Source organism: Novosphingobium sp. BL-S-19 (assembly GCF_055521675.1).
Genome location: NZ_CM145498.1, coordinates 1199727 through 1221725 on the forward strand (window position 1 = coordinate 1199727; position 21999 = coordinate 1221725).

At 64.9% G+C, this 21999-nt stretch carries 19 protein-coding genes; 6 read left to right on the forward strand and 13 right to left on the reverse strand.

Annotated elements, in window-relative coordinates:
* Positions 1–5: 5 nt before the first annotated feature.
* The 4 genes from ACZ1JV_RS14010 to ACZ1JV_RS14025 all read right to left on the reverse strand — a co-directional run bounded on the left by ACZ1JV_RS14010 (position 6) and on the right by ACZ1JV_RS14025 (position 3591).
* Positions 6–626: a C39 family peptidase gene (locus tag ACZ1JV_RS14010; protein WP_465152021.1), complete on the reverse strand. Its 621-nt coding sequence runs from the start codon at positions 624–626 to the stop codon at positions 6–8.
* A gap of 115 nt (positions 627–741) precedes the next feature.
* Positions 742–1248, reverse strand: a complete 507-nt coding sequence (locus ACZ1JV_RS14015; protein WP_465152022.1) for a hypothetical protein — start codon at positions 1246–1248, stop codon at positions 742–744.
* A gap of 78 nt (positions 1249–1326) precedes the next feature.
* The gene (locus ACZ1JV_RS14020) at positions 1327–2343 is read right to left on the reverse strand and encodes a hypothetical protein (protein WP_465152023.1); all 1017 of its coding nucleotides are present in this window, start codon (positions 2341–2343) and stop codon (positions 1327–1329) included.
* Between the two features lie 102 nt (positions 2344–2445).
* Positions 2446–3591: a helix-turn-helix transcriptional regulator gene (locus ACZ1JV_RS14025; protein ID WP_465152024.1), complete on the reverse strand. Its 1146-nt coding sequence runs from the start codon at positions 3589–3591 to the stop codon at positions 2446–2448.
* Positions 3592–4413: 822 nt separating this feature from the next.
* On the opposite strand from ACZ1JV_RS14025, the gene ACZ1JV_RS14030 reads away from it, so the two are divergent.
* Both ACZ1JV_RS14030 and ACZ1JV_RS14035 read left to right on the forward strand, forming a co-directional pair.
* Entirely contained in the window at positions 4414–5133 is a 720-nt protein-coding gene (locus ACZ1JV_RS14030; RefSeq protein WP_465152025.1) for a TorF family putative porin, read from the forward strand.
* Between the two features lie 26 nt (positions 5134–5159).
* A complete protein-coding gene (locus ACZ1JV_RS14035; protein WP_465152026.1) occupies positions 5160–7307 on the forward strand; it encodes a methyl-accepting chemotaxis protein in 2148 nt (715 codons plus the stop codon).
* Positions 7308–7590: 283 nt separating this feature from the next.
* Here the strand turns inward: ACZ1JV_RS14035 and ACZ1JV_RS14040 are convergent, their stop codons facing one another.
* The 7 genes from ACZ1JV_RS14040 to ACZ1JV_RS14070 form a co-directional block, all read right to left on the reverse strand.
* Positions 7591–9780, reverse strand: a complete 2190-nt coding sequence (locus ACZ1JV_RS14040; protein WP_465152027.1) for a penicillin acylase family protein — start codon at positions 9778–9780, stop codon at positions 7591–7593.
* A gap of 74 nt (positions 9781–9854) precedes the next feature.
* Positions 9855–11657 carry a methyl-accepting chemotaxis protein gene (locus ACZ1JV_RS14045; protein WP_465152028.1) on the reverse strand — a complete coding sequence of 601 codons (1803 nt, stop codon included), beginning with the start codon at positions 11655–11657 and terminating at the stop codon, positions 9855–9857.
* A gap of 174 nt (positions 11658–11831) precedes the next feature.
* A complete protein-coding gene (locus ACZ1JV_RS14050) occupies positions 11832–12689 on the reverse strand; it encodes a CheR family methyltransferase (protein ID WP_465152029.1) in 858 nt (285 codons plus the stop codon).
* Positions 12680–13789: a chemotaxis-specific protein-glutamate methyltransferase CheB gene (gene cheB / locus ACZ1JV_RS14055; protein ID WP_465152030.1), complete on the reverse strand. Its 1110-nt coding sequence runs from the start codon at positions 13787–13789 to the stop codon at positions 12680–12682. Before cheB ends, ACZ1JV_RS14050 begins: the two co-directional genes overlap by 10 nt.
* Before the next feature lie 16 nt (positions 13790–13805).
* On the reverse strand, positions 13806–14171 hold the full coding sequence (locus ACZ1JV_RS14060) for a response regulator (RefSeq protein WP_395327372.1): 366 nt from the start codon (positions 14169–14171) through the stop codon (positions 13806–13808).
* Between the two features lie 204 nt (positions 14172–14375).
* Positions 14376–14822: a chemotaxis protein CheW gene (locus ACZ1JV_RS14065; RefSeq protein WP_465152031.1), complete on the reverse strand. Its 447-nt coding sequence runs from the start codon at positions 14820–14822 to the stop codon at positions 14376–14378.
* Positions 14823–14824: 2 nt separating this feature from the next.
* Positions 14825–17176, reverse strand: coding sequence for a chemotaxis protein CheA (locus tag ACZ1JV_RS14070; RefSeq protein WP_465152032.1), 2352 nt, complete (start codon positions 17174–17176; stop codon positions 14825–14827).
* A 213-nt stretch (positions 17177–17389) separates the two neighbouring features.
* Here ACZ1JV_RS14070 and ACZ1JV_RS14075 point away from each other — a divergent pair, with 213 nt between their 5' ends.
* The 4 genes from ACZ1JV_RS14075 to ACZ1JV_RS14090 all read left to right on the forward strand — a co-directional run bounded on the left by ACZ1JV_RS14075 (position 17390) and on the right by ACZ1JV_RS14090 (position 20022).
* Entirely contained in the window at positions 17390–17728 is a 339-nt protein-coding gene (locus ACZ1JV_RS14075) for a hypothetical protein (protein ID WP_465137732.1), read from the forward strand.
* Between the two features lie 80 nt (positions 17729–17808).
* A complete protein-coding gene (locus tag ACZ1JV_RS14080) occupies positions 17809–18222 on the forward strand; it encodes a response regulator (RefSeq protein WP_465138503.1) in 414 nt (137 codons plus the stop codon).
* A 256-nt stretch (positions 18223–18478) separates the two neighbouring features.
* Positions 18479–19588 (forward strand): SDR family NAD(P)-dependent oxidoreductase, encoded by a 1110-nt coding sequence (locus ACZ1JV_RS14085; RefSeq protein WP_465152033.1) that lies wholly within the window; start codon positions 18479–18481, stop codon positions 19586–19588.
* Positions 19585–20022, forward strand: a complete 438-nt coding sequence (locus ACZ1JV_RS14090) for a GtrA family protein (protein WP_465152034.1) — start codon at positions 19585–19587, stop codon at positions 20020–20022. Before ACZ1JV_RS14085 ends, ACZ1JV_RS14090 begins: the two co-directional genes overlap by 4 nt.
* Here ACZ1JV_RS14090 and ACZ1JV_RS14095 read toward each other — a convergent pair.
* Both ACZ1JV_RS14095 and ACZ1JV_RS14100 read right to left on the reverse strand, forming a co-directional pair.
* Positions 19994–20974 carry a glycosyltransferase family 2 protein gene (locus tag ACZ1JV_RS14095; protein WP_465152035.1) on the reverse strand — a complete coding sequence of 327 codons (981 nt, stop codon included), beginning with the start codon at positions 20972–20974 and terminating at the stop codon, positions 19994–19996. The two genes, ACZ1JV_RS14090 and ACZ1JV_RS14095, sit on opposite strands and share 29 nt — an antisense overlap.
* Positions 20971–21936 carry an NAD-dependent epimerase/dehydratase family protein gene (locus ACZ1JV_RS14100; protein ID WP_465152036.1) on the reverse strand — a complete coding sequence of 322 codons (966 nt, stop codon included), beginning with the start codon at positions 21934–21936 and terminating at the stop codon, positions 20971–20973. Before ACZ1JV_RS14100 ends, ACZ1JV_RS14095 begins: the two co-directional genes overlap by 4 nt.
* Between the last annotated feature and the right edge of the window lie 63 nt (positions 21937–21999).

Below are 21999 nucleotides of genomic sequence, written 5' to 3' on the forward strand. Positions count from 1 at the left end.
CCCTCCTACATCACGAACGGGTATGGCTGGGCTCGGGTGAGTTCCAGGGCCTGAAGGCTGGCCGGTTCCATCATCAGCGTCACCCGGCTTCGCGGGACCAGGGCCCATTCCTCCTGACGGCCAAAGCTGCTCTTGCCGCGATCCAGCCCGTCCGCCAGCGCGAAGAGGATGCCGTTCCACATCGCGGTGAACTGCTTCGCATCGATCAGACGGATGCCCAGAGAGGGATCGCCGACAAGCACCTTGCCGTCCTCTATGCCCTTGACGACGACGAAGTGCTTGTATCCCTTCAGATTGATCAGGGCGATGCCGGGGACGCCGGTGCGCCGTATATCGTCCAACGTGACGATGTAGCCATTTGCCTTGATCCCGCGCGCGTCGAGGTAGCGCTTCATGTCCAGCAGGGAAAAGCCGAGCCGCTTGATCTGTTCGCGGTCGCCTTCGCCCCACATGCCGACGAAGATGCTCTGTTCGCTCTGCAGGTCGCCGTAGTGGTATCGCAGCAGAGTAGCGAGTGCGGCCGAGCCGCAGCTGAAATCGTATCGCTGGCGGACCACGGTAAGAAAGCGCCGTTCCGCCATGCTCTTGACCGGCAGGGCATAGTCGCCGGCGGAAAGACTGAGCATGGAGCCAGTCGGCGGCACGGGGCTGGCGCAGCCTGTGAGTAGCGCAAAGACGATCATTAGGGGGGGCGCCAGAAGAGGGCCGGCAGCGCGATTGCCGGCCCTCTTGCTGGTCCCGTTATTGGATCGCGACATTAACGTTCATCGCGGAATTGATGGACACGTTGTTGCCTGTGTTCGTGTTGATCAGCGCCAGACCGTTGAAGGCGCCGAACGCGCCGCCGTCGAACGATATCGTCCCGGTCGTCGGGTCGCCGTTGATGATGTTGCCCGAAATGGTGCTGGTATTGGCGGCATTCGCCGCTTGTTCGATGACTTTCACGTCGGCCATGCCGGTAATGTCCGCAAGCCGGGTTTCGTCAACGACGGAGGCATCGGCGAACGGCGCGTCGTTTGCGAACTGCGGCTGCGGCAGCGGTGTGTTGGGAGAGACCGCGTCATGCTGGGAGGCAGGCGACGGGATCGCGGGCCCCGAACGCGCGTCAGCGGGCGCTGTCGGGTTTAATGGGGCCGGGTTTAATAGGGCCGGGCTTAACGGGACGGCCTCGTCCAGGGCAAATGCGGGTGCAGCGTAAAGCAGGCCGGGGGCGATGATGCCGGCGATGAGGGTGTGAGCGCGGACCAAAGGAGGGCCTCCTTCGAATGGAACTGCACCAGAGGGGGACCGGCCGCCCGGGCGGGCGGCCGGTCTTTCATGCACTGCTTATTGACCGAGGCTGAGCGTACCGATGGTGGCGCCCACGTTGATGCTGGCGTTTTGCGATGCGAACACGCCGGTGTTCACGTTCATCGCATTCAGACCTGCAAAGTTGGAGAACGCGCCGTTATCGAACGATGCGTTCCAGGTCATCGTTGGCGATCCACCATTGCCGCTGGTGCCGCCAGCGCCACCGGTGCCGCCGTCGCCGCCGGTACGGTTGCCGGCATTGGCATTGCCGCCGCCGCCGCCGGAGCCGCCTTCGGAGGGCTGCCAGAAGGTGACTTCGCCGCCCGTTACCGTGCCGGCCAGAGCCGAATAGGTGGTTTGGGTGGTATAAGTGCTGGTCGAGGTGCCGCCATTGTTCGCAGAGCCCACGCCGCTGGAGTCGCTGCCCGCGCCGGAGGCATCCACCGCCAGATTGGACGTGCCGCCGTTGTTGGCGGAGCCGAGGCCGCTGGAATCGCTGTTGTTGCTGGCATCATGGGCATCGACGGCCAGGTTCGACGTTCCGCCGTTGTTGGCGGAGTTCGCACCGCTGGAGTCGCTGTTGTTGCTGGCATCGTGGGCGTCGAGCGCCAGGTTCGACGTTCCGCCATTGTTGGCCGAATTCGCGCCACTGGAATCGCTGCCTGCGCCGGCCGCGGCGACCGAGAGGCTGGATGAACTGCCGTTGTTGGCGGAGTTCGCGCCGCTGGAATCGCTGCTGTTGCTGGCGTCATGCGCGTCGGTCGTAATGGCCGACGTGCCGCCGTTATTGGCTGACCCAAGCCCGGACGAATCGCTGGAATTCGAATTGTCCGTGGGGGTGCTCGTCTGCGTGTTGGTATTCGTCGTCGTAGTGGTGGGGGTGCTCGTCGTGGTATTGGTGTTGGTGTTCGTCGAACTGTCGGTTGACGTTGCAGTCGAACCCCGGGTTGCATTCGCAAGACTGCCGCCACTACCGGCTGTCTGGGCAAATGTTGGGCTTGCAGCCAAGGCGAATACGCCGGCCGATGCCGTCAGTAACAGGGCATATCTCATGGCTAATCCTTTCGCGTTGAACGGCTGCTCCCAGCCATCGAGACGACACCTTTTCCGCAAGACGCCGTGCCTTGGCGATATAACCCGAAGCGATTGGGCGGCTTAGCCCCAGACAGGTGCTTGCTCCGCCCTCAAATGAGTAGAATCCTTACCCCCATTTGAGGGCGGCGCGGCAAACGGGCGGATATGCACCACCCCGCGCAGGATCATCCGGACAAGATCGGTCTGCCGGTGGGTATCGGTCTTGGCGAAGATCTGTTTCAGATAGGCGCGGGCGGTCTGCGGCTGGATATGCATGTCGTGCGCGGCGGCATCGATGGTAAGGCCCTTTACCAGACGCATGACCAGTTCGGTTTCCGATACTGTCAGGCCATGGGCCCGGCACAGTGCCGTCGCCAGCGGACGGGCGTCGATATCGGGATCGAGGACGTAGAGCGCCATGGCGGCGCCGCCATGGCCGGGGCCGTGGCCGGGCAGCGCTTCCGGCAACCGTGCAACCACGGCGACGAGCGGCCGGGCATTCATGCGCTTTATGAGGATCAGCGAGGTTTCGTCGATCTCTGCCGGGCGGCTGTGGCGGTCATGGGCAAGGTGATGGATGGCGGTCTGCAGGCGCACCGCGTTGTCGAAATCGGTGGCGGTCACCGATTGGCCCGCCCGGCGCAGGCCATTGCCAAGTTCCAGCAATTGCAGCGCGCGGACATTGGCGAACATGATGTTGCCGTCCACGTCCAGCAGGAAAGTGCCGAAATCGAACAGGTCCAGCCCTTCGGCCAGAGCGCCGGCGCGGCCGCGATGCAGCTTCGCTTCCCAGAACAGGCGGAGATAGGCCTCTACCCAGCCGTGGATTCCTTGCGCGGCAAGGGCGCGCATCGCCCACTCGTCGGTGTCGAAGCGGCAGACGGATAGTGCCAGGAAGGACGCCGGATCGACCGGGCAGGAAAACGTGATGCGCCTTGCGCTGCGGACGCGATCGGGCAGGAGCACATTCTCGATATCGAAGTGCCCGCAGCGCAGTGTGGTGGTTTCGGATCGCCAGTCATCATAGGCCGCCGCCTGCTGGATCGAATGGGCGATTCCGTGGGCCAGGCTGTCCGCCATCTGCGAAAGAGCCATGATTTCGGGGTGTTCGCTTTCGGCCTTGTGCAGCGTTACCACGGCCATGGGGCAATCCAGGTGCCGGGTGACCAGATCGAACAGGCTGTCGATCGCCAGCTGGTCCCACTGCGTTGCCGAGGATCGCACCACGGTGTGTTTCCTTCCGACCAAAGCGGCTCCCGATCCAGTTGCATCGGGTCAACCGACCTAAGTTGCTGTTTCAGGATGTTTTCCGTCATCGGATGATTCCGTCTGATTGGAAAGCACTCCATGCTGGGGAAAGGCGCGCGATGGCAGCCGCCGACTGTCGTGGTTGCGACAATCGAAGTCACGCGATCAGGCTACCTCTTCTCCACTTCAATTATGCCAAAATTTTTCCAAATTTCGGTGCATTCACCATGTGTCTTCTATCGGTATTTACCAAAAAAATACAATAGAGGTTTCGATTGATAAAAGTATTTGTCGGATTTTTATCCTTTCGGACTTTCTGCGTCTCAAATGAGTTATGGTGGAAAATAAGTGGTGAAAATGCGGGGCTCTACGCATTTGTCGCCGCGTCCGTCATCTGATATATGATTCGCAATCCATTCAATGGATTGAGGGGCATTTTTCGGTAAGGATCATCCTTTCGATTTACTCCCAAGAGTTCATTGGGAAGTGCTCGGAAAGTGCGCATTTCTGCACGCCATCTGCGTAAATCGATGTGCGGTTGGCAAAGATGCCCGCATTGCCGTTCGCAGCCGTTGCCGGGCCGTCGGACCGGCGTTCGAATCGGCAGAATTCGCCATTGGCCGGGTCCGTCATCGGAAGTGCCGCCGGGCCTTCCGGCGGCGATCCCGCATCAATCTCCTATATCCCTGTAATCGCTGGAACTTTGGACAGACCCGTGGGATTCCGGTGCGCCGCAGCCCGATGACCGACGATGTCATCCTATAATGGCAAAGTCTGCCAACGTCCCGAGAAGAGGACTTCATGCGTTTTGCCATTCTTTCGGGGCTCGCCCCGATCGTAGTTCTGATGTCTCCCCCCGTTCACGCTCAGGAAGAAACCCCCGCCATCACCGTTTCCGGCGGTGTCACGCTCATCAGTGATTACCGCTTTCGCGGCATCTCGCTCACGGGCAAGGACCCGGCCATCCAGGGTACCATCAACTTCGCGCACAAGAGCGGGCTCTATGTGGGCACCTGGGGTTCCTCGCTGGGGCTGGGCGACCGCTATGGCCCGACCGAGGTGGACCTCTACGGCGGCTGGGCGGGCACGATCGCCAAGCGCACCAGTCTTGACGTGACCGTGGCCTATTACAGCTATCCCGGCGGCAAGCGCGGCGGGCAGGGCGCCGCGAAGATCGAGTATTTCGAAACCACGACGCGCCTGTCTTACGACTTCGGCCCGGTCCGCACGACGGTGGGCAGCGGGTACAGCTGGGATCAGGCCGCGCTGGGCGGCGACCACCTCTACCTGTTCGGCGAAGCGGCCGCGCCGGTTCCCGGAACCCCCATCACGCTAAAGGCCCATGGCGGCCGCAGCAAGGGTGCGATCAGCCCCAAGCCGGGCGGCTATTACGACTGGTCGCTGGGCGCGGACGTTACGTTCGACAAGCTCACCTTGGGCCTTTCCTACATCGATACCAACCTCAGCCACGGCAATCAGGCCGATGGCGCCGCGCTGGTTTCCCTCAGCGCCGGCTTCTGATTCTCCGTTTTGCAGGAGCTAGAACAATGACTGACCTGTTCCGCCGCATGCACATAGCGGGCAAGCTGATGACGGTCGCCGGGCTGGCGATCGCGCTGCTGCTGCTGCTCGGCTTTTCCGCCGTCGTCTTCGAGACGGGCAACGCCGTCGGCAAACTGTCCGACGACGCTGCCGTCGCCCAGGCCACAGCCGAAGGTAATCAGGTGAAGGCCGACTTCGCCACTTTCGAAGCCACGGCCCGCGCCATGAGCTCTGCGCTCGGCAAGATGCACGCCAGCGGCACGCGCGATCGCGGCGTGGCGGTGACGGTGCTGAAGACCGATCTGCTGGAATCGAAGGCCGCGCTGGGCAGCTGGGTGATGATCACCCCCGGCCAGTGGGACGGTCCCGAAGCGGGCAAGGGCAACCTGCCGGGCTCTGCGCCGAACGGCAATTTCTCGCCCTACTGGGTGAAGAGCAACGGCGTCCTCACCATGCAGCCCAACAACGAGGCGGGCGCTTTCGAAAAGCCGTATTTCCGCCAGGCGTTCGACAGCGGCAAGGGCGCGCTGGTCGATCCCTATGCCTACGATCTGGACGGCAAGCAGGTGCTGATGACCTCCATCACCCAGCCGGTCCGTTCGGGCGACAAGGTGATCGGCGTGGTCGGTGTGGACATGGAACTGGGCACGATCTCGCAGCGCCTTGGCGCGCTGAAGCCGTTCGGCACCGGCCGCGTCATGCTGCTGTCCTCCTCCGCGACCTGGGTGGCGAACCCCGACGCCGCCGTGCTGGGCAAGACTTATGCCGAACCCGGCCTTGACGATGTCAAGGCGGCACTCTCCACCGGCCAGACCAAGGTTCTGCCCGATCTGGAAATCGGCGGCGTGGCGACGCGCCGCGTGATCCTGCCGATCGCGCTCGACAACCTCAACGCCACCTGGGCGCTGGTGCTCGACGTTCCCGAAGCGACCGTTTCTGCCCCCGCACGCTCGATCGGCTGGCAGCTGGTGATCGGCGGCCTGGTCATCGTCGGCGCGGTTCTCGCCAGCCTGTTCTTTGCCGCGGGCGGCATCATCGGCCGTCCCATGGCCAAGCTGAGCGACGCCGTGGACCGTCTTGCCAAGGGTGAGAACTGCGCGATCCCCGAACTCGACCGTGAGGACGAAATCGGCACCATGGCCCGCGCCGCCGACGTGTTCCGTCAGGCTGCGGCCGACCGTGCCGAAGCGGATCACCGCGCTGCCGAGGAGCAGAAGATCGTCACCAGCGCCGTGGGCGCAGGGCTCGACGCACTGACGCGCGGCGACCTGACGGCCGAGATCAAGGTGCCATTCCCGGCAGGCTACGCCGCGCTGAAGGACAACTTCAACGCGGCCCTTGGCGAATTGCGCCGGATGATTGGTGCCGTCGCGCTCAGCGCCGGGGGCATCCGTTCGGGCTCGATGGAAATCGCGCAGGCATCGGAAGACCTTGCCCGCCGTACCGAAGCCAATGCCGCCAGCCTTGAGGAAACTTCGGCTGCGCTGGTGCAGATCGATCAGCGGATCCGGGCTTCGGCTTCTGCCGCAGCGCAGACCGTCACCCGCGCCGATGACGCGCTCACCACCGTTTCCAGCGGCCGCGCGGTTGCAGGGGAAGCGGTCGCGGCGATGGACCGCGTCAGCCAGAGCGCTAAGGGCATCGATCAGGTGATCGAGGGCGTCGACAAGATCGCCTTCCAGACCCGCGTTCTTGCCATGAACGCGGCAGTCGAGGCTGGCCGTGCGGGCGATGCCGGTCGCGGGTTTGCCGTGGTTGCCGATCTCGTCTCCGCGCTCGCCATGCGGGCCGAGGAAGAGGCCAAGCGCGCGCGTGACCAGCTGACGGTGACCCAGACCGACATCGTCACCGCCGTCGACGCCGTGCAGCGCGTGGACGGTGCGTTCGAGCATATCTCGGGCGGCGTGGGCGAAGTGCACAAGCTGCTCGGCCAGATGGCGGAGGACAACCAGGCGCAATCCACCGCGATCAGCCAGATCAGCGTGGCGGTTTCGACCATGGACCACTCGACCCAGCAGAACGCTGCGATGGTGGAGGAAACCTCCGCCGCTGCACGCAACCTGACGACCGAGGCGACCTCGCTCAATGATCAGGCGGCGCGTTTCGACACGGGCGATATGCGCGGTTCGGCACGACTAGCCTACGTGGCCTGACGGTTACCGTTCCAGCCTTCGGGTAAAGCAAAGGCCCGCGGATCCTATGATCCGCGGGCCTTTCTATTTGCCGCCCTCCGCCGACTATTCCGTCATCTAACAACAACCCTCGTCATCCCCGCGGAGGCGGGGATCCCGCTTCCTTTCTTGGCGCGCGGAGGCGCGGAGAGGTGGTTTGCTGCGCCGTCTCTCCGTGCCTCCGCGTGAACTCAAGAAAAGCGGGGCCCCCACCTTCGCGGGGGCGACGAGGTGTGGGACGAGGGGGAGCGGTCCGGGCGCGAGGTTACTCCCCCGGCCGGTACGTCCGCGTTACATGCCCGGCCAGATCCTCGGGATAGAAGTACACCGCCCGCAGCGCGCCATCGGCATAGCGCTGCGCCTGATCGCGGAAATGGGGCGAGGACGGATCGCCGCTCTGGCCGCCGGCGCTCACCGCCCAGGCGCGCACTTTCGGTCCGAACTCCACCACGGCGACGAAGCTGTTGCCGCTGGTACCGTAGTACTTGGTGGTATTCGGGTAAGGCTTGGCCCCGAACGAGGCGAGCGAGCCCCAGATCGCCGATGTGAACGGCACGGGAAGCGAGGGCTGGGCATCGTCGAAATGCGGCGTGATGGCCGCATCCAGCCGCTGGAAGCGATTGACCTCTCCCCATGCCACTTGCCAGCTGCCGAAGTCGCGCGTCAGCCGGTCCACCGCTTCGGACAGGGCGGCAAGGCGCTGGGCGGGAGTGGTGCGTTTGGCGATGAAGTCCGGCAGGTTCAGCCGCGCCTTCTTGGCATCGGCATTGAACTGGCCGCCCAGCGTATCGCCCCAGAACACCGCCAGCGTCGTCTCCTTCGACGGATAGCCCCAGCGGCAATCCCATCCCCGCAGCAGGGCAAGCGGCGCGGCAAGCTTCGCTTTCAGCGGATCGGTGGCGGGCAGGGCGTCGTAATCGGCGGCAAGCTGGGGCAGCAGCACGGCGAAGGCGGGCAAGTGGCTGTCATAAGCGGCCGCGATCAGGCGTTCGGGCGTGAAATCATTCTTACCGGTCAGCACTTCGTCGGCATGGACACCGCGATAGTTGGCGCCCACCTGATCCATGTAGCGAGGGAAGTCGGCGGCCTTGGGGCTGTCCGGCCCGGCGGCGTCCCACGGCCAGTCGTTGGTGTTGTGGGCCCAGCCGACTTTGGGATTGAGCACATTGGGCAGGGTATCCACCGCGTGCAGGCCCTTCCAGTCGGTCGCCGGATCGGCGCCGTCCACCGGATCGCGATAGTCGAAGCGATTGTCGCGCAGCGGCACGAATTGCGGGTGGAGGTAGGCGATCTCCCCCTTGGCATCGGCCAGCAGCGTATCGTTGGACGAATTGGCCTGCGCGCTGGCAACCTTCATGTAGGAGGCAAGATCGCTGGTCTTGGTGCGCAGCCAGCTTTGCTGAAGCGCCGGGATCGGCTTCCACATCAACGCCTCGGCAATCCATTTGCCGCCATCTTCGGCGACGATGGGGCCGTGATGGGTGCGATAAGTGGTGAAGCTGCGCGAAGCCATCGTGCCGTCCGGCTGGCGGAAGGAGAGGGCGATCTCACGCGTTTCCACGGGGCGAAGTTCGTTGCCGTAGCGGTAGACGGTGCGGCCGTCCTTGCTCTCGATGCTCTCCGCGAACTGGTCGATATTGTCGACGGTGGAGGAGGTGTGCATCCAGCCGATCTGGGGGTTGAAGCCCTGATAGATGAAGAACTGGCCCCAGGTGGACGCGCCATAGGCGTTGAGGCCGGCATCGCTGGTCATCTGCAGTTCGGCGCGGAAGTAGAAGCTGGTGTGCGGGTTGATCAGCAGCAGTGCATGGCCATTCGCTGTATTGGCGGGCGCAACGGCGATGCCGTTGGAGCCGCTGGGCTCTTTCATCAGCGCGCCGGTTTCCAGCGCGGTGGGCGGAATGCGGCGGTGTTCGTAAAAGCCCTGTAGCTTCGTCAACGAAACCTGCTCGATATCGCCGCCGATGCTGCCTTCGGTAAAGGAAAGCGCCATCCACGGCTCGAACCGGGTGAGCACCTTGGGCTTCGTGGTGGGATGGGTGGCCAGGTAGTAGTTCAGCCCGTCCGCCCAGCTGTCCATCAGCGCGCGCAGCCATTGCGGGCTCTGGCGATACTGCGCCTTCAGCTCTTCCGGATCGACGAAGAGGCGCTGACGCAAGTCCTGCCAGATCGCCTTCTCGCCATCGGCTTCCGCGGTGCGGCCAAGGGCGGTGAGGTAGTTCGCCTCGATACGGGGAAAGTCGTCCTCCGCCTGCGTATAGATCGCGCCAAACACGGCGTCGGCGTCGCTCTTGCCGTGGACGTGGGCGATGCCCCAGTCGTCGCGGGTCACGGTGACGCGCGCGGCCTGCGCCTTCCAGCGCGCCATCTCGTTAGGGGCAGCATGGGCAGCGATAGGCGATGCCAGAGCGGTGAGGAAAAGGGCGGCGCGGAAAGCGGGGGAAGTGATCGGCATGGCTTCCAGCTATCGCCCGAAAGCCGGCCGGGCAAGGCCATTGACCCCGCCCGGCGTCGGTCCGTTTTCGGCGCTTATTCCGCCGCTTCCACTTCGCGTTCCCAGTCGTGCTGGACGGGATAGGAAGGAATGCGATCCTCCGGCATTTCCGGGCTGCGGATGGAGCCGAGGAAGCGTTCCACCTGATTCTTCAGGATCGCGGCCTGAAGCTGCAGTTCGGTGGAGGAAGACAACACTTGCGATGCTGCCGCGCCGGTCGCCAGCGAGGTTTCACGCACGTCTTCCACGCGCCCGGTCACATCGTCGGTGCTGCGCGCGGCAAGGTCAATGCTGCGGGCAAGGTCCTGACCCGCGACCGACTGCTGATCGACGGCGGCGGCGATCGAAACCGAAGTGGCCTCAAGCTGCGCGACGTCCTCGGCAATGGCGCGGAGAGCCGCGACGCTGCCGGTGGTCGATGCCTGAATCTCGCCGATCTGCGCGGCCACTTCGTCGGTGGCCTTGCTGGTCTGCGCGGCCAGTTCCTTGACCTCCGCAGCCACGACCGCAAAGCCGCGACCGGCTTCACCACCGCGCGCGGCCTCGATCGAGGCATTGAGCGCCAGCAGGTTGGTGCGCTGGGCGATCGAATGGATCAGCTTGACGATCTGCCCCACCTGCTCGGCGGAGACGGCCAGCTTGGCGATGGTGGCATCGGCATTGGCCGTCGTCTCGCTGGCCTGCCGCGCCAGTTCGGCGGACGTCGCGGCCTGACGGCTGATCTCGTGGATCGACATGGCGAACTCGTCACTGGCGGCAGCGGCGGCGGTGACGCCGGCCGACGCTTCGCCCATCGCGGTCGATACTTCGCTGGTGGTGGAGGCGGCGTGTTCGGCCGACTTCGCCATTGAGGTCGCGGTGGACTGCAACTGGCTGGAGGCGGAGGCGACGCCGCTGACGATCTCACCCACGCTCTGTTCGAACTTCTCGGCCAGATCGAGCACGATCTTCTTGCGCTGGTCGCGCGCCATCTCACGCTCGCGGCGCAAGTCTTCCTGACGGGCGATCTCGACTTCGGCGGCGGCGGCGGCTTCCTTGCGCATCTTGTCGAGGCGCAAGTAGCCACGGCGGAAGGTTTCCAGCGATCGGGCCATGTCGCCGATCTCGTTCACCTGATCGGTGCCGGGCACGTCGATCTCGCGGTCGCCTTCGGCCAGTTTCACCATGGCGTCGGCCATGTCGGCCAGCGGGCCGGTGATGTTGCGGCGGGTGACGATCAGCGCGAACACGCCGTTCAGCGCGGCGACCACGGCGAAGACGAACATCAGCAGTTCGCTCCAGCCGATAAAGCTGTCCCGGCTGCCTTCAAGCGACTGGGTGCGCTGCGCCAGCACGTCCTTGATCTGCGCCACCTGTCCGGAAATGTCGGCCATCGCCACCGAGGGATCCGAGGTAGCGGCGTCCTGCGCTTGGCTGGCAGCGAGTTGCGCGTCGAAGCCGGAGAGCGCCGGGGTCAGGTGATCGAACAACAGGTCGATGCCGGGATCGGCATTGTCCAGCGCGATGCGCGCCTTGCCCAGCTTGTCTGTAGCGGACTTGATCAGCGCACGGGTGGCGACGATCTGCGCGGCGTCCACGCCGGAATCCTTCGCGCGGGCCCTGTCCAACTGCTGCATGGCTTGTGCAACGTCGGTCCAGGCATCGGCGGCGCTGAGTGCGGATCCGTGCAGTTTCGCGGTCAGCGCGGCATCGTCCTTCACCTTGGTCAGCGCGATCGAGGCGACGGTGGCGATCGTCACCGACATGACGAGGAAAATGCCGATGATAATGCGAATCTTGGTGACGATGGACCGGCGCCAGAACCAGTCGCGCTTGGGCGCGGCAGCCATTTCGGTCATTGCACTCTTCCCCCTAGAGCATTTTCTAATCAGGTGGGATCACCTGATGACTCGGAAAATGCGTCAAACCAAAAACCTAGAGCAGTCGATCCGGCGCAGCCGGGTCGAAAACTGCTTTAGAAGACAGCGGCAAACTATGGAGCAAGTGCCTAGGGAATTACGCTTAAATAAGACTTAAGCCGCGCGGGTGCGGCGCGCGATCTTCGCATGGCGGAAGAAGCCGGGGGCACCGCGTTCGGGGGCAAGGCGGTCGGTGAGCCCGTGCGTCGTCTCGCCCGCGCCCAGCATCAGCCAGCCATCGGGCGCCAGCGCATTGGCCACGCGTGCAAAGGCGCGCTCGCGCGTGGCGGCATCGAAATAGAGCAGCACGTTGCGACACAGCACGATGTCGAATGTGGGTGATTGGCCGCCGGGCAGCGGGGGCAGGGGATCGAGCAGGTTGTGCTCCTCAAACCGCGTCATGCGGCGCAGACGTTCGCGCACGCGCCAGCCTTGCGGCGTTTCCTCGAACCACTTGATCATCTCGCCCATGGCAAGGCCGCGCTGGATCTGGAACGGGGTGTAGACGCCCTTGCGCGCCACTTCGATCACCGATCCGGAAACGTCGGTGCCCAGGATGGAAATCGTCCAGCCGGCCCAGCGCGCTTCCTGACTGGCGAAGATCATTGCCAGCGTCAGTGCCTCCTGCCCGGTGGAGCAGCCCACCGACCAGATCGTCAAAGTGCGGGTCTCCGCCCGCGTTTCGGCCAGCGAGGGCAGGACTTGGCCGGTAAGATAATCGAAGAACGCGCGGTCGCGGTAGAAATAGGTCTCGTTGTTCAGCAGCGCTTCCACCATCTGCCGCGCCAGTGTGGTCTGGCGCGTGGGCGAGAAGGTGGCGATCAACTGATCGATGCTGGTGATGCCGTATTCGCGGCAGAGGCCGGAAAGCGCCGAGCCGATGCGCCAGCGGCGGTTGTCGGGCAGTTCCTGCCCGGTGCGCGCCTTCAGCAGATCGGCCAGCAGGCGTTCGGAAGCGAGGCTCACTTGCATGACAGCGCTCCGATTCCGCCGATCACGCGCTGGGCCAGTTGTTCGGGTGGCAGCACGGCGCTGGCAAGCCCGGCTTCCGCCACCGCGCGCGGCATTCCCCAGACGGCGGAGCTGGCCTCGTCCTGCGCCAGGATCGCGCCGCCGGCTGCGACCACGCGTGCCGCACCCAGTACCCCATCGCGGCCCATGCCGGAAAGCACGACGCCCAGCGTGCAGTCACCCATTTCTTCCGCGAGAGAGGCGAACATGACGTCCAGAGAAGGCAGGCAGCCGCTGGGGGCCGGTGTGCGATCCAGCCGCACGACCAGCGCTTCGCCCTTGCGGCGGAACGCCATGTGCGCATCGCCGGGCGCGATCAGCACGCGGTTCGGTTCCAGCGGCATGTCGTCTTCGGCCAGCACGGTCTCGCAGCCGGAGGCGGTGCGAATCTGGCGCGCGAAATAGGGAATGATCGCCGGCGGCAGGTGCTGGGTGATGACCACGGGTACGCCCAGTTGCCGGGGCAGCGCCGCGAACAGGCTGGCCAGCGCGTGGACGCCGCCGGTGGAGGCACCGATGGCCAGCACTTCAGCAGGTTTGTGCGCCGGACTGCCAAGGGGTTTACGCAGCCTGGCAGGCGGCGGTGTTTCGCGCCGCAGCGTGTGGGGCGCGGGGGTGGCGGCGTGGCCCAGTTCGCGGATCTTGCCGAGCAGCAGATCGCGGTAATCGCCGTGAAAGCCGCGCGCGACGGGCTTGGGAATGGTATCCGCCGCGCCCAGCGCCAATGCGGAAAGCGTGTCCGCCGCACCATCGATGGTGAGCGAGGAGACGACCAGAATGCGGGCCCCGCGCGCGCGTTCGATCAAACGGGGCAGTGCCTCCAGCCCACCCATGCCGGGCATGTCCAGATCGAGCAGGATCACATCGACGCGGCTTTCGCGCAGCACGTCCAGCGCGGCTTCGGCATTGCTGGCGATGGCGGTGACTTCAAGGCCGTCGGCCCCTTCCACCATGCGCTTCAGCGCGGTGCGGGCCACCAGCGAATCGTCGATGATCATCAGCCGCACGGGCGGCAACAGCGTTACGCGGGCGTTGCGCCGGCGCAGCGAAGGCAGGGGCATCGGTTCTCGCCAGCGCTTAGGCGACGCCGACCAGTTGCAGTTTCATGTGCAGCGTATCGTGATCGAAGGGCTTCATCACATATTCGTCGGCACCGGCGGCAATGGCCGCTTCGATATGCGCGGAATCGCTTTCGGTGGTGCAGAACACCACCTTGGGCTGATTGGAATGGCCGGTCTGGCGCAGCAGGCGCAGGAATTCGATGCCGCTCATCACCGGCATGTTCCAGTCCAGCAGGATCACGTCGGGCATGGCCACTTCGCAGCTGAGCATCGCCTGCTGCCCATCGCAGGCCTCGCTGACCGTGAAGCCCAGCGCCTCCATCGATTGCCGCGAGAACTTGCGGATCAACCGCGAGTCGTCGACGATCAGGCAGGTTTTCATAGTACGCTTCCTTATCCCCAGAGCCCGATACTAGTCGTTTTACGTAACCAAGAGTTTAAGCGGGACTTTATTTAAAAATGCGCTGAAGGCGCATTTTGAGCGGCACCAGCCCACTCCACCACCCGACCACCCATCAGGATACACTCGTGGGCGGTCGGGTGGGGGAGTGGGCCGGTGCCGTTCTGAGAATGCCAATTGGCATTCTCACAAAGACTCGAGAATTTCATATTCCGGACCCGCAATCAGTGCGGCGACATTTGCCACCAACAGCGGGCCCAGCGCGGTTTCGACAAGACCGTGCGACATGGCCGCCCAGTTGCCGTCCATCCGCGCGCGGACCGGTTCCGGCTGGCTCCAAGCCTCGGTCACGTCCTCCACTTCGTCCAGCAGCAGGGCATAGGAATGCCCCTCGTGGACGATGACGGCGGCCGGGGCGCCGGCTCCGCGCCGGTCGCTATCGCCCAGATCGAGCGCGCGGCGGCCGTCGATCACGGTCAGCACGCGGCTGCGCAGGCCGGAAAGCCCGGCGATATGCGGCGGTGCGCAAGGCACCGGCGTCATGACTTCCAGCGTGATGACCGACTGCACATCGCGCGAACGCAGCGCAATGCGGCGGCCGGCCAGCGTGACGATGACGAGAAGCTCTTGCATGCTCAGGCTCTCCCGGCGTGGCGTCGCAGGGCGCCCATCAGCGCGGCCTGATCGTAGCGGTAGATGCTGGAATCGCCCGTCTCCCCGGGGTCCGTGCGCAGGCGGATCACTTCGCGCGCAGGTTTGGCGTCGAGCCCGTGATCGTGCGCAAGAATGGCCAGATCGGCTTCGTCCGGCGTGTCTGCCGCGATCACGCGGTAGCCGGCCGCTTCCACCATCGGGCGCACGAAATTCTGGATCCAGGCATCGTCGGCAGGCAGGCGGCACACCGGCCGGACCACCCGCGAAGGCGAGCGCGAATGGCGCGCGAAAAGCTGGTAGGGCGCCACGATCCGCGTTGCCACGCCGTCGATCAGGACGATGGGATCTTCATCCTCCGCACCGCCGGATGCGATCACGGCGGCATCGACATCGCGGATTTCCAGCGCTTCGGTCACGGCATAAGCGATCTCGCGCCGCTCGTCGGCGCCGCGCCCGTCGGTCAGGCGCAGCAGGCGCAGGGTTTCGCCCACTTCGCTCAGCGCGGTAAGGCCATCCAGCGGCAGGATGCTTTCGCGGATCACCACCAGCTTGCGGTCGCCCTCCAGGGTGATCGCATTGGGGGAGACTTCCTCCAGCCGGTCCAGCACGCCCACCGGCATGGCGCGGCGGGTGCCGTCCAGCGCGTCGAACAGCAGAACCTGCATCGTGCGGCGGGGCAGGGCGGGGCCAAGGTCGGGCAGGCGCGCGCGGCGTTCCAGGGCGTCGACGCCAAGGCCGCCGGCGCGCGCCATGCCGCTCACTTCCAGCAGCAGGATCGGATGGCCGTCGTCGGTCAGCGTGGTGCCGGCGTAGAGCCCGGTGGCGATGATCGCGGGCGCGGCGGGTTTGATGACGAGTTCCTCGTGCCCGAAAACCTCGTCCACCATCAGCGCGAAATAGCCGCCGCCGGCGTGACGTAGCACGATGACCGGGCGCGATGCGTCGCAGGCATCGTCCGACAGGCGCAGCACGCGCCCGGCCGAGAGGCAGGGCAGGCGGCGATCGCGAATGCGCGCCAGCATGGCGCCGCCCACTTCGTCGATCTCCAGCGTGCCTTCGGTCAGGTGGACGATCTCCTCCACCGAACTGCGCGGGATGGCGAAGCGCTGGCCGCTGATGCCAAGGGTGACGGCGGGAATGATCGTCAGCGTCAGCGGCACGCGCAGGGTGACGCGGGTGCCCATGCCGGGCGTCGAATCGATCTCGATCGAGCCGCCGATGCGTTCGATATTGGCGCGCACCACATCCATGCCGACGCCGCGACCCGATATCGCGGTGACCGTCTCGGCCGTGGAGAGCCCGGCCTCGAACATCAGTTCGAAGGCTTCGGCGCGGGTGAGGCAGGCGGCCTCTTCCGCGCCGATGATTCCGGCAGTTACGGCCTTTTCGATCAGGCGTGCTTCGTTGATGCCGCGTCCGTCGTCGACGATGTCGATCAGGATCTTGTTGCCGGTCTGGCGGGCAGAGACGGTCAGGCGGCCGACTTCCGGCTTGCCCGCGGCACGGCGCAGCGGCACGACTTCGATGCCGTGGTCGATGGCGTTGCGCACGATGTGGGTCAGCGGGTCGCGGATGATCTCCACCATCTCGCGGTCCAGCTCCACGTCGTTGCCGGCGATTTCCACGTGCACTTGCTTGCCCAGTTCGGCGGCCAGATCGCGCACCATGCGGGGCAGGCCGGAAAACAGGCTTTCGATCCGCTGCATGCGCGTGCGCGTCATCGCGTCGCGCACGTCGGCGATGATCGCGGAGAGGCGGTCGAACGGCTCGTGGACTTGCGGTTCCACCTGGCTCTCGCGCAAGTGGCGGGAGAGTTCGTTGCGGGCGAGCACCATGTCGGACACGCCGCTCATCACCTTGTCCAGCAGTTCGACCGGGATGCGGATCGTGCGCTGCGGCTGGGCGGTGCGCGATCCGGCCAAGGCGGCCGGAGCAGCAGGCGCCGCCAGCGCGGTCACTGGGGAGGCGGCGGGTTGCAGCGCGGCGGTCAATGCCTCGTCACCGCCTTCGGGGAATGTCTCGCCCGCCTCGATGGCGTCCACCATGTCGCCCACGCGGTCGATCACCGCCAGCACGCCGCTGACGAGCGCGGCATCGGCAGTGCGGCGCCCGGCGCGCACATCGGCCAGCGCATCCTCTGCCGCATGGCTGAGCGCTTCCAGGCGCGGCAGGTCCACGAAACCGCAATTGCCCTTCACGGTGTGGAGGAAGCGGAAGATCGAATCGAGGCGCGCGCGATCGCCCGGGTCTTCCTCCCAGGAAATCAGTTCGCCCCCCAGCGCTTCCAGCATTTCGCGGATTTCGGCGACGAAGTCTTCGAGCAATTCGTCCATTAAAGAGCCCCCAAACCCAAGGCTGCGCCCCAGGCAGTCCCGGGGGCTTATGCGGCGCAATAAATTAACCAAGAGTATAGGCGGGCGCATTCGCGGAGACCGGAAACCGGCGCTTTGCCGCTTCGCGATGATCTCTGCGCGCAAGTTTGGTAAAATTTCCTTTTCAGCAAGGATTTCCCCCTAGCCTGTCGGGCAAGCGAGGGAGACCGTGCGGTGATCGAGATCGAAGTCCAGAACGAGACGCGCCAGACGCAGGAGACCGTGCGGTTCGCCGCCGTGCCCCGCATCGGCGAGGGCGTGAGGCTGCAGGATCCCAGCGGATTCTGGGTTTCCTACGATGTCGTGGACTTGTGGTACCAGAAGGCCGAATTCGGCGAGATCTGGATGCCCTACATCCACGTCCGCATGACGCCGTCGGAACTCAACGTCGAATCGCTGCCCCGGCCCGAGCCGGTGGCCGAGGACAAGCAGGAAGTGATCGAGACGGCCAAGAAGGTCGCCAAGATCCTCCAGTCCCACGACAATGTCCTTCAGGCCAACGAGAACGCGTGAGCAAGGGAGTAAGTGTCATTCTTGAAGGTCTGATCAAGCGCTCTCAGGCGCCCGCGCGTCCCACGGCCGAGGCTGCGCCCGTGCAAGTACCTCAACCGGCGCCCACCGCCGCACCGGAAGCGCCGCGCGGCCGGCGCGGTCTGATCGTGGACGATTCGCGCGTGATCCGCAAAGTGTCGCGCCGGATACTGGAGGCGCTGGGCTATACCGTGTCGGAGGCGGAAAACGGCGAGGAAGCACTCAGCAAGTGCGTGGCCGCGATGCCCGATCTGATCCTGCTGGACTGGAACATGCCGCTGATGGGCGGCTTGGAATTCGTGACTGCGCTGCGCGGGATGCAGGGCACGCACCGGCCCAAGGTCGTGTTCTGCACCACCAACTCCGAAAACGGCGATATCCGCAAGGGCATCGAAGCGGGTGCGGACGAATATGTGATCAAGCCCTTCGATCACCACACCCTGCACATGAAGCTGCAAGGCATCGGCGCGGCGTAAGGGCGCCAACGCCTCCGCCATGGCGGGCCCGGCGACGATTCTGGAACAGTGTCCTTTGGGCCTGTGAGCTTTGAACCGCCGTGGGGCATCCTCCCAACGGGGTCTTACGCCGAAGGAGATGGTGGCCGCTCCCCAATGACACGTCGCCATCGCCTTAGGAGGGATTGCCCGTCCGCGCATCGCCCCGCACTTTTCGCATAGTGTCAGGCGCCTGTGCCACAGTCGCGCCGCGTCGCTGCCGAAGGGAGCCAGTCCAGTGAACGCCAGCCTCGACAACGCCGTCTCTGCCCTTGGCTCAGGCGCCGGACACGCGCCGGGACCGGCCCCTGTCCTTGTCACCGGTGCAGCCGGCTTTATCGGCCATGCCGTTGCGCACCGGCTGCTGGCGCGCGGCGAGCGGGTGATCGGCGTCGATATCGTCAACGACTACTACGACCCCGCGCTGAAGGAAGCGCGGCTGGCGACGTTCGATGGGCACCCCGGCTTCACTTTCCACCGTATGGACGTGGCCGACGCCGATGCGTTTGCGGCGCTGATGCGCAAGGCGGGGGTGCGGCGGGTGGTGCATCTGGCCGCGCAGGCAGGCGTGCGCTACAGCCTTTCGCATCCTTTCGCCTATCAGCATTCGAACCTAGCGGGTCATCTTTCGGTGCTGGAAGCCTGCCGCCACGCGCCGGGGTTCGAGCATCTGGTCTATGCCTCTTCCAGCTCGGTCTATGGCGACCGGCCGCTGAACGGGCAGGGATTTTCGGAGGATGACGCCACCGTTTCGCCCGTCTCGCTCTACGCGGCCACCAAGCGTTCGTGCGAGTTGATGAGCCACGCCTATGCCGGGCTCTACCACTTCGCGCAGACCGGGCTGCGGTTCTTCACCGTCTATGGCCCCTGGGGCCGGCCGGACATGGCCTATTTCAGCTTCACCGGAAAGATCATGGCGGGCGAGCCCATCGAGGTCTACGGTGAGGGCAAGATGGCGCGCGACTTCACGTATATCGACGACATCGTCGACGGCGTGATCGGCGCGCTGGACAATCCGCCGGGCGGTGGAGACTACGATCCGCTGCACCGCGTGCTCAACATCGGGGACAGTCGGCCGGTGGGACTGATGGACATGATCGCCGCGCTGGAAGCGGCGCTGGGCCGCGATGCAGTCAAGATCATGCGGCCGATGCAGCCGGGCGACGTTACCGCCACATATGCCGATGTCAGCCGCCTCAACGCGCTGACCGGCTATCACCCGCAAGTCATGCTGGAGGAAGGGCTCCAGCGCTTTGCCGACTGGTATCGCGGGTTTTATGGCAGCGAGGTCGGGGGCGGCGAGGTCGAGGCCGGCGAGGTCGAGCCATCATCGCTCGCAGCCGAATGAGACAGGGCCTGCCGCCTGCGACGACATGGCGCGGCGAACTGGCCACGCTGATCCGTTTCGTGCTGGTGGGGGCGGCCAATACCGCGATCGGCTATGCCCTGATCCTGTGCTGGCTCTACGCCGGGCTGGGCGATTATGCCGCCAATGTCGCGGGCTTTGCGATGGGGCTGCCGATTTCCTGGGCGCTGCACCGCAGGCTGACCTTTCGCGCGCGGCACCGGCCGGATGGCGGCGAACTGGTGCGCTATGTGCTGGCGTTTCTTACTGCCTATGGCGCCAACCTTGCCGTGATCGTGCTGGGCCGAGCGGCCGGATTGGGATCGTCCGGCGCCGCGGCGCAGCCGGCGCTGTTGCAGGGGCTGGCAGTGTGCACGTATGCCGCGGTGCTGTTCGTGCTGACGCGCCTTATCGTGTTTCGCGGGCGACCAGCGTGACCACTTCGGGAAAGTTCAGCCGGCTTTCCACGATGGGATTCGAGGCGCTCTTGGCCTGAAGGAACAGGCGGCCGACATATTCGCCCAAGATGCCCATGAAGATCGAATTTATGGCGATCGACATCAGCAGCAGGATCGTGGTGGTGGCGAAACCGGCGGGCCAGTGCTGGCCCAGAAACACCCGGCCGATCAGATAGACGAAAGTCAGCAACAGCGTCAGCGCGCCGATCAGGATGCCTGAGATGGAGGCGAAGCGCAGCGGCAGCAGCGAATGGTTGAGCACGCCGTCCACCGCCAGCGAGATCATCGATTTCAGCGGGAACTTGCTTTCGCCCGCCGCGCGGTCGGCGCGGTCGTACTCCAGCCCGATTTGCGAAAAGCCCATCGCACTGATCAATCCGCGCAGGTAGGGGGAGGCATCGTCCACCTTGTGCAGTTCCACCAGAATCCGCCGGTCGACCAGCCGGAATTCGCCCGCGTTTACCGGCAGTTCGTCGTCGCTGATCCAGGTGATGAACCGGTAGAAAGCGCGCCGCGCGGTCGCGACGAAGAAATTGTCCTGCAGGCTGCGGCGTATGCCGTAGACGACCTGATGGCCCAGCCGCCAGAGCTGCAGCATTTCCGGGATCAGTTCGGGCGGATCCTGCAGATCGCAGTCAAGCTGGATGGAGCAGGCGCCGGTTGCCGCCTTGTAGGCGCAGAGCAGCGATCGTTGATAACCGTAATTGCGCGAAAAGCGGATGACCTTCAGCCCGCGATCCTTGGCAGCCAGTTCTTCAAGCAGTTCGAAGGTTCGATCGGTCGAATGATTGTCGGTAACGATGATCTCGTAACTGTATTCGGGCAGCTTTTCGAAGACGCGCACGATCGTCTCGTAGCAGCGCACGACGTTCTGTTCCTCGTTCAGCGCGGGCACCAGGATCGATATCAGGGTCTTTGGTTCTCCGCTCACCGTTCCGACCCCGCCATGCTGCGCATTCGCTGTTCGGCCGCGATCGTCTGCCGCAGCCCTTCCTCAAGCCCGATCTGCCGTTCCCAGCCAAAGCGCACGCGTGCCAGTTCGGCCGAGCAGCGCAGTTCCATCGGGCTTTCGCCGGGCAGTGCGCGGTGCATCGCTATCAGTGCGGGATCGCAGTCGGTCAGCTCGACTATGCGCCGGGCCACTTCGCGCATCGTCGGCGCCATGTCGGAACTGACGTTGACGACCGTGCAGTCGTTGGGGGCCAGTTCCGCGATCCGCACCAACGCGGTGACCGCGTCGGACACATGCAGCAAATCGCGCCGGTCGTCGGGCCGCCGGACGGTGATCTGGCGCTGGGCAAGTACCGCGTCGATCAGCGCCGGCACAAGGAAATTGCAGGACTGGCGGGGGCCATAGCACAGCGCCAGCCTTGCGGTGATAACCGGAAAGGGCAGCGCGGGGGCCAGCATTCCCAGGCAGTTGGTCGCCGCCAGCATTCCCATGCCATAGGGCGTCAGCGGACTGGCCCGGCCGGTTTCGCTGTAGGGCAGCGCCACACGGCCATATTCGGCGATGGTGCCGCCGCGGATCACCACTGAAGGCGGATCGGGCAGATCGGCCAGCGCTTCCACCAGATTGAGCGCGGGATCGACATAAAGCCCGATCGCCTCACGCGCGTTGGCGAAGTTCGGCTCGGTCGAAAGGCGGGTTTCGGCGGCAAGGTGGAATACGCGGTCGGGCAGGATCGCGGCCACGCGCTCGGCCACGGCGGCCTTGTCCGAAAGGTCCAGGCGGTGGATCACAAGGTTGTCCGCGATCGCGGAAAGCCGTGTCAGGGAGGAGGCTGGGCGCTGGAAGACGTGGACTTCGTCTCCTTCCGCCAACAGGCGCGCGGAAAGGTGCGAGCCGATGAAGCCGGCTGCACCTGTAACCAGCGAGACTGATTTGCTCACCTCGGTACCCTTTCCGTCCAGCCCATTCGTTCCCGGAAACGTGGCGGGCAGTTCTTTCTTTCC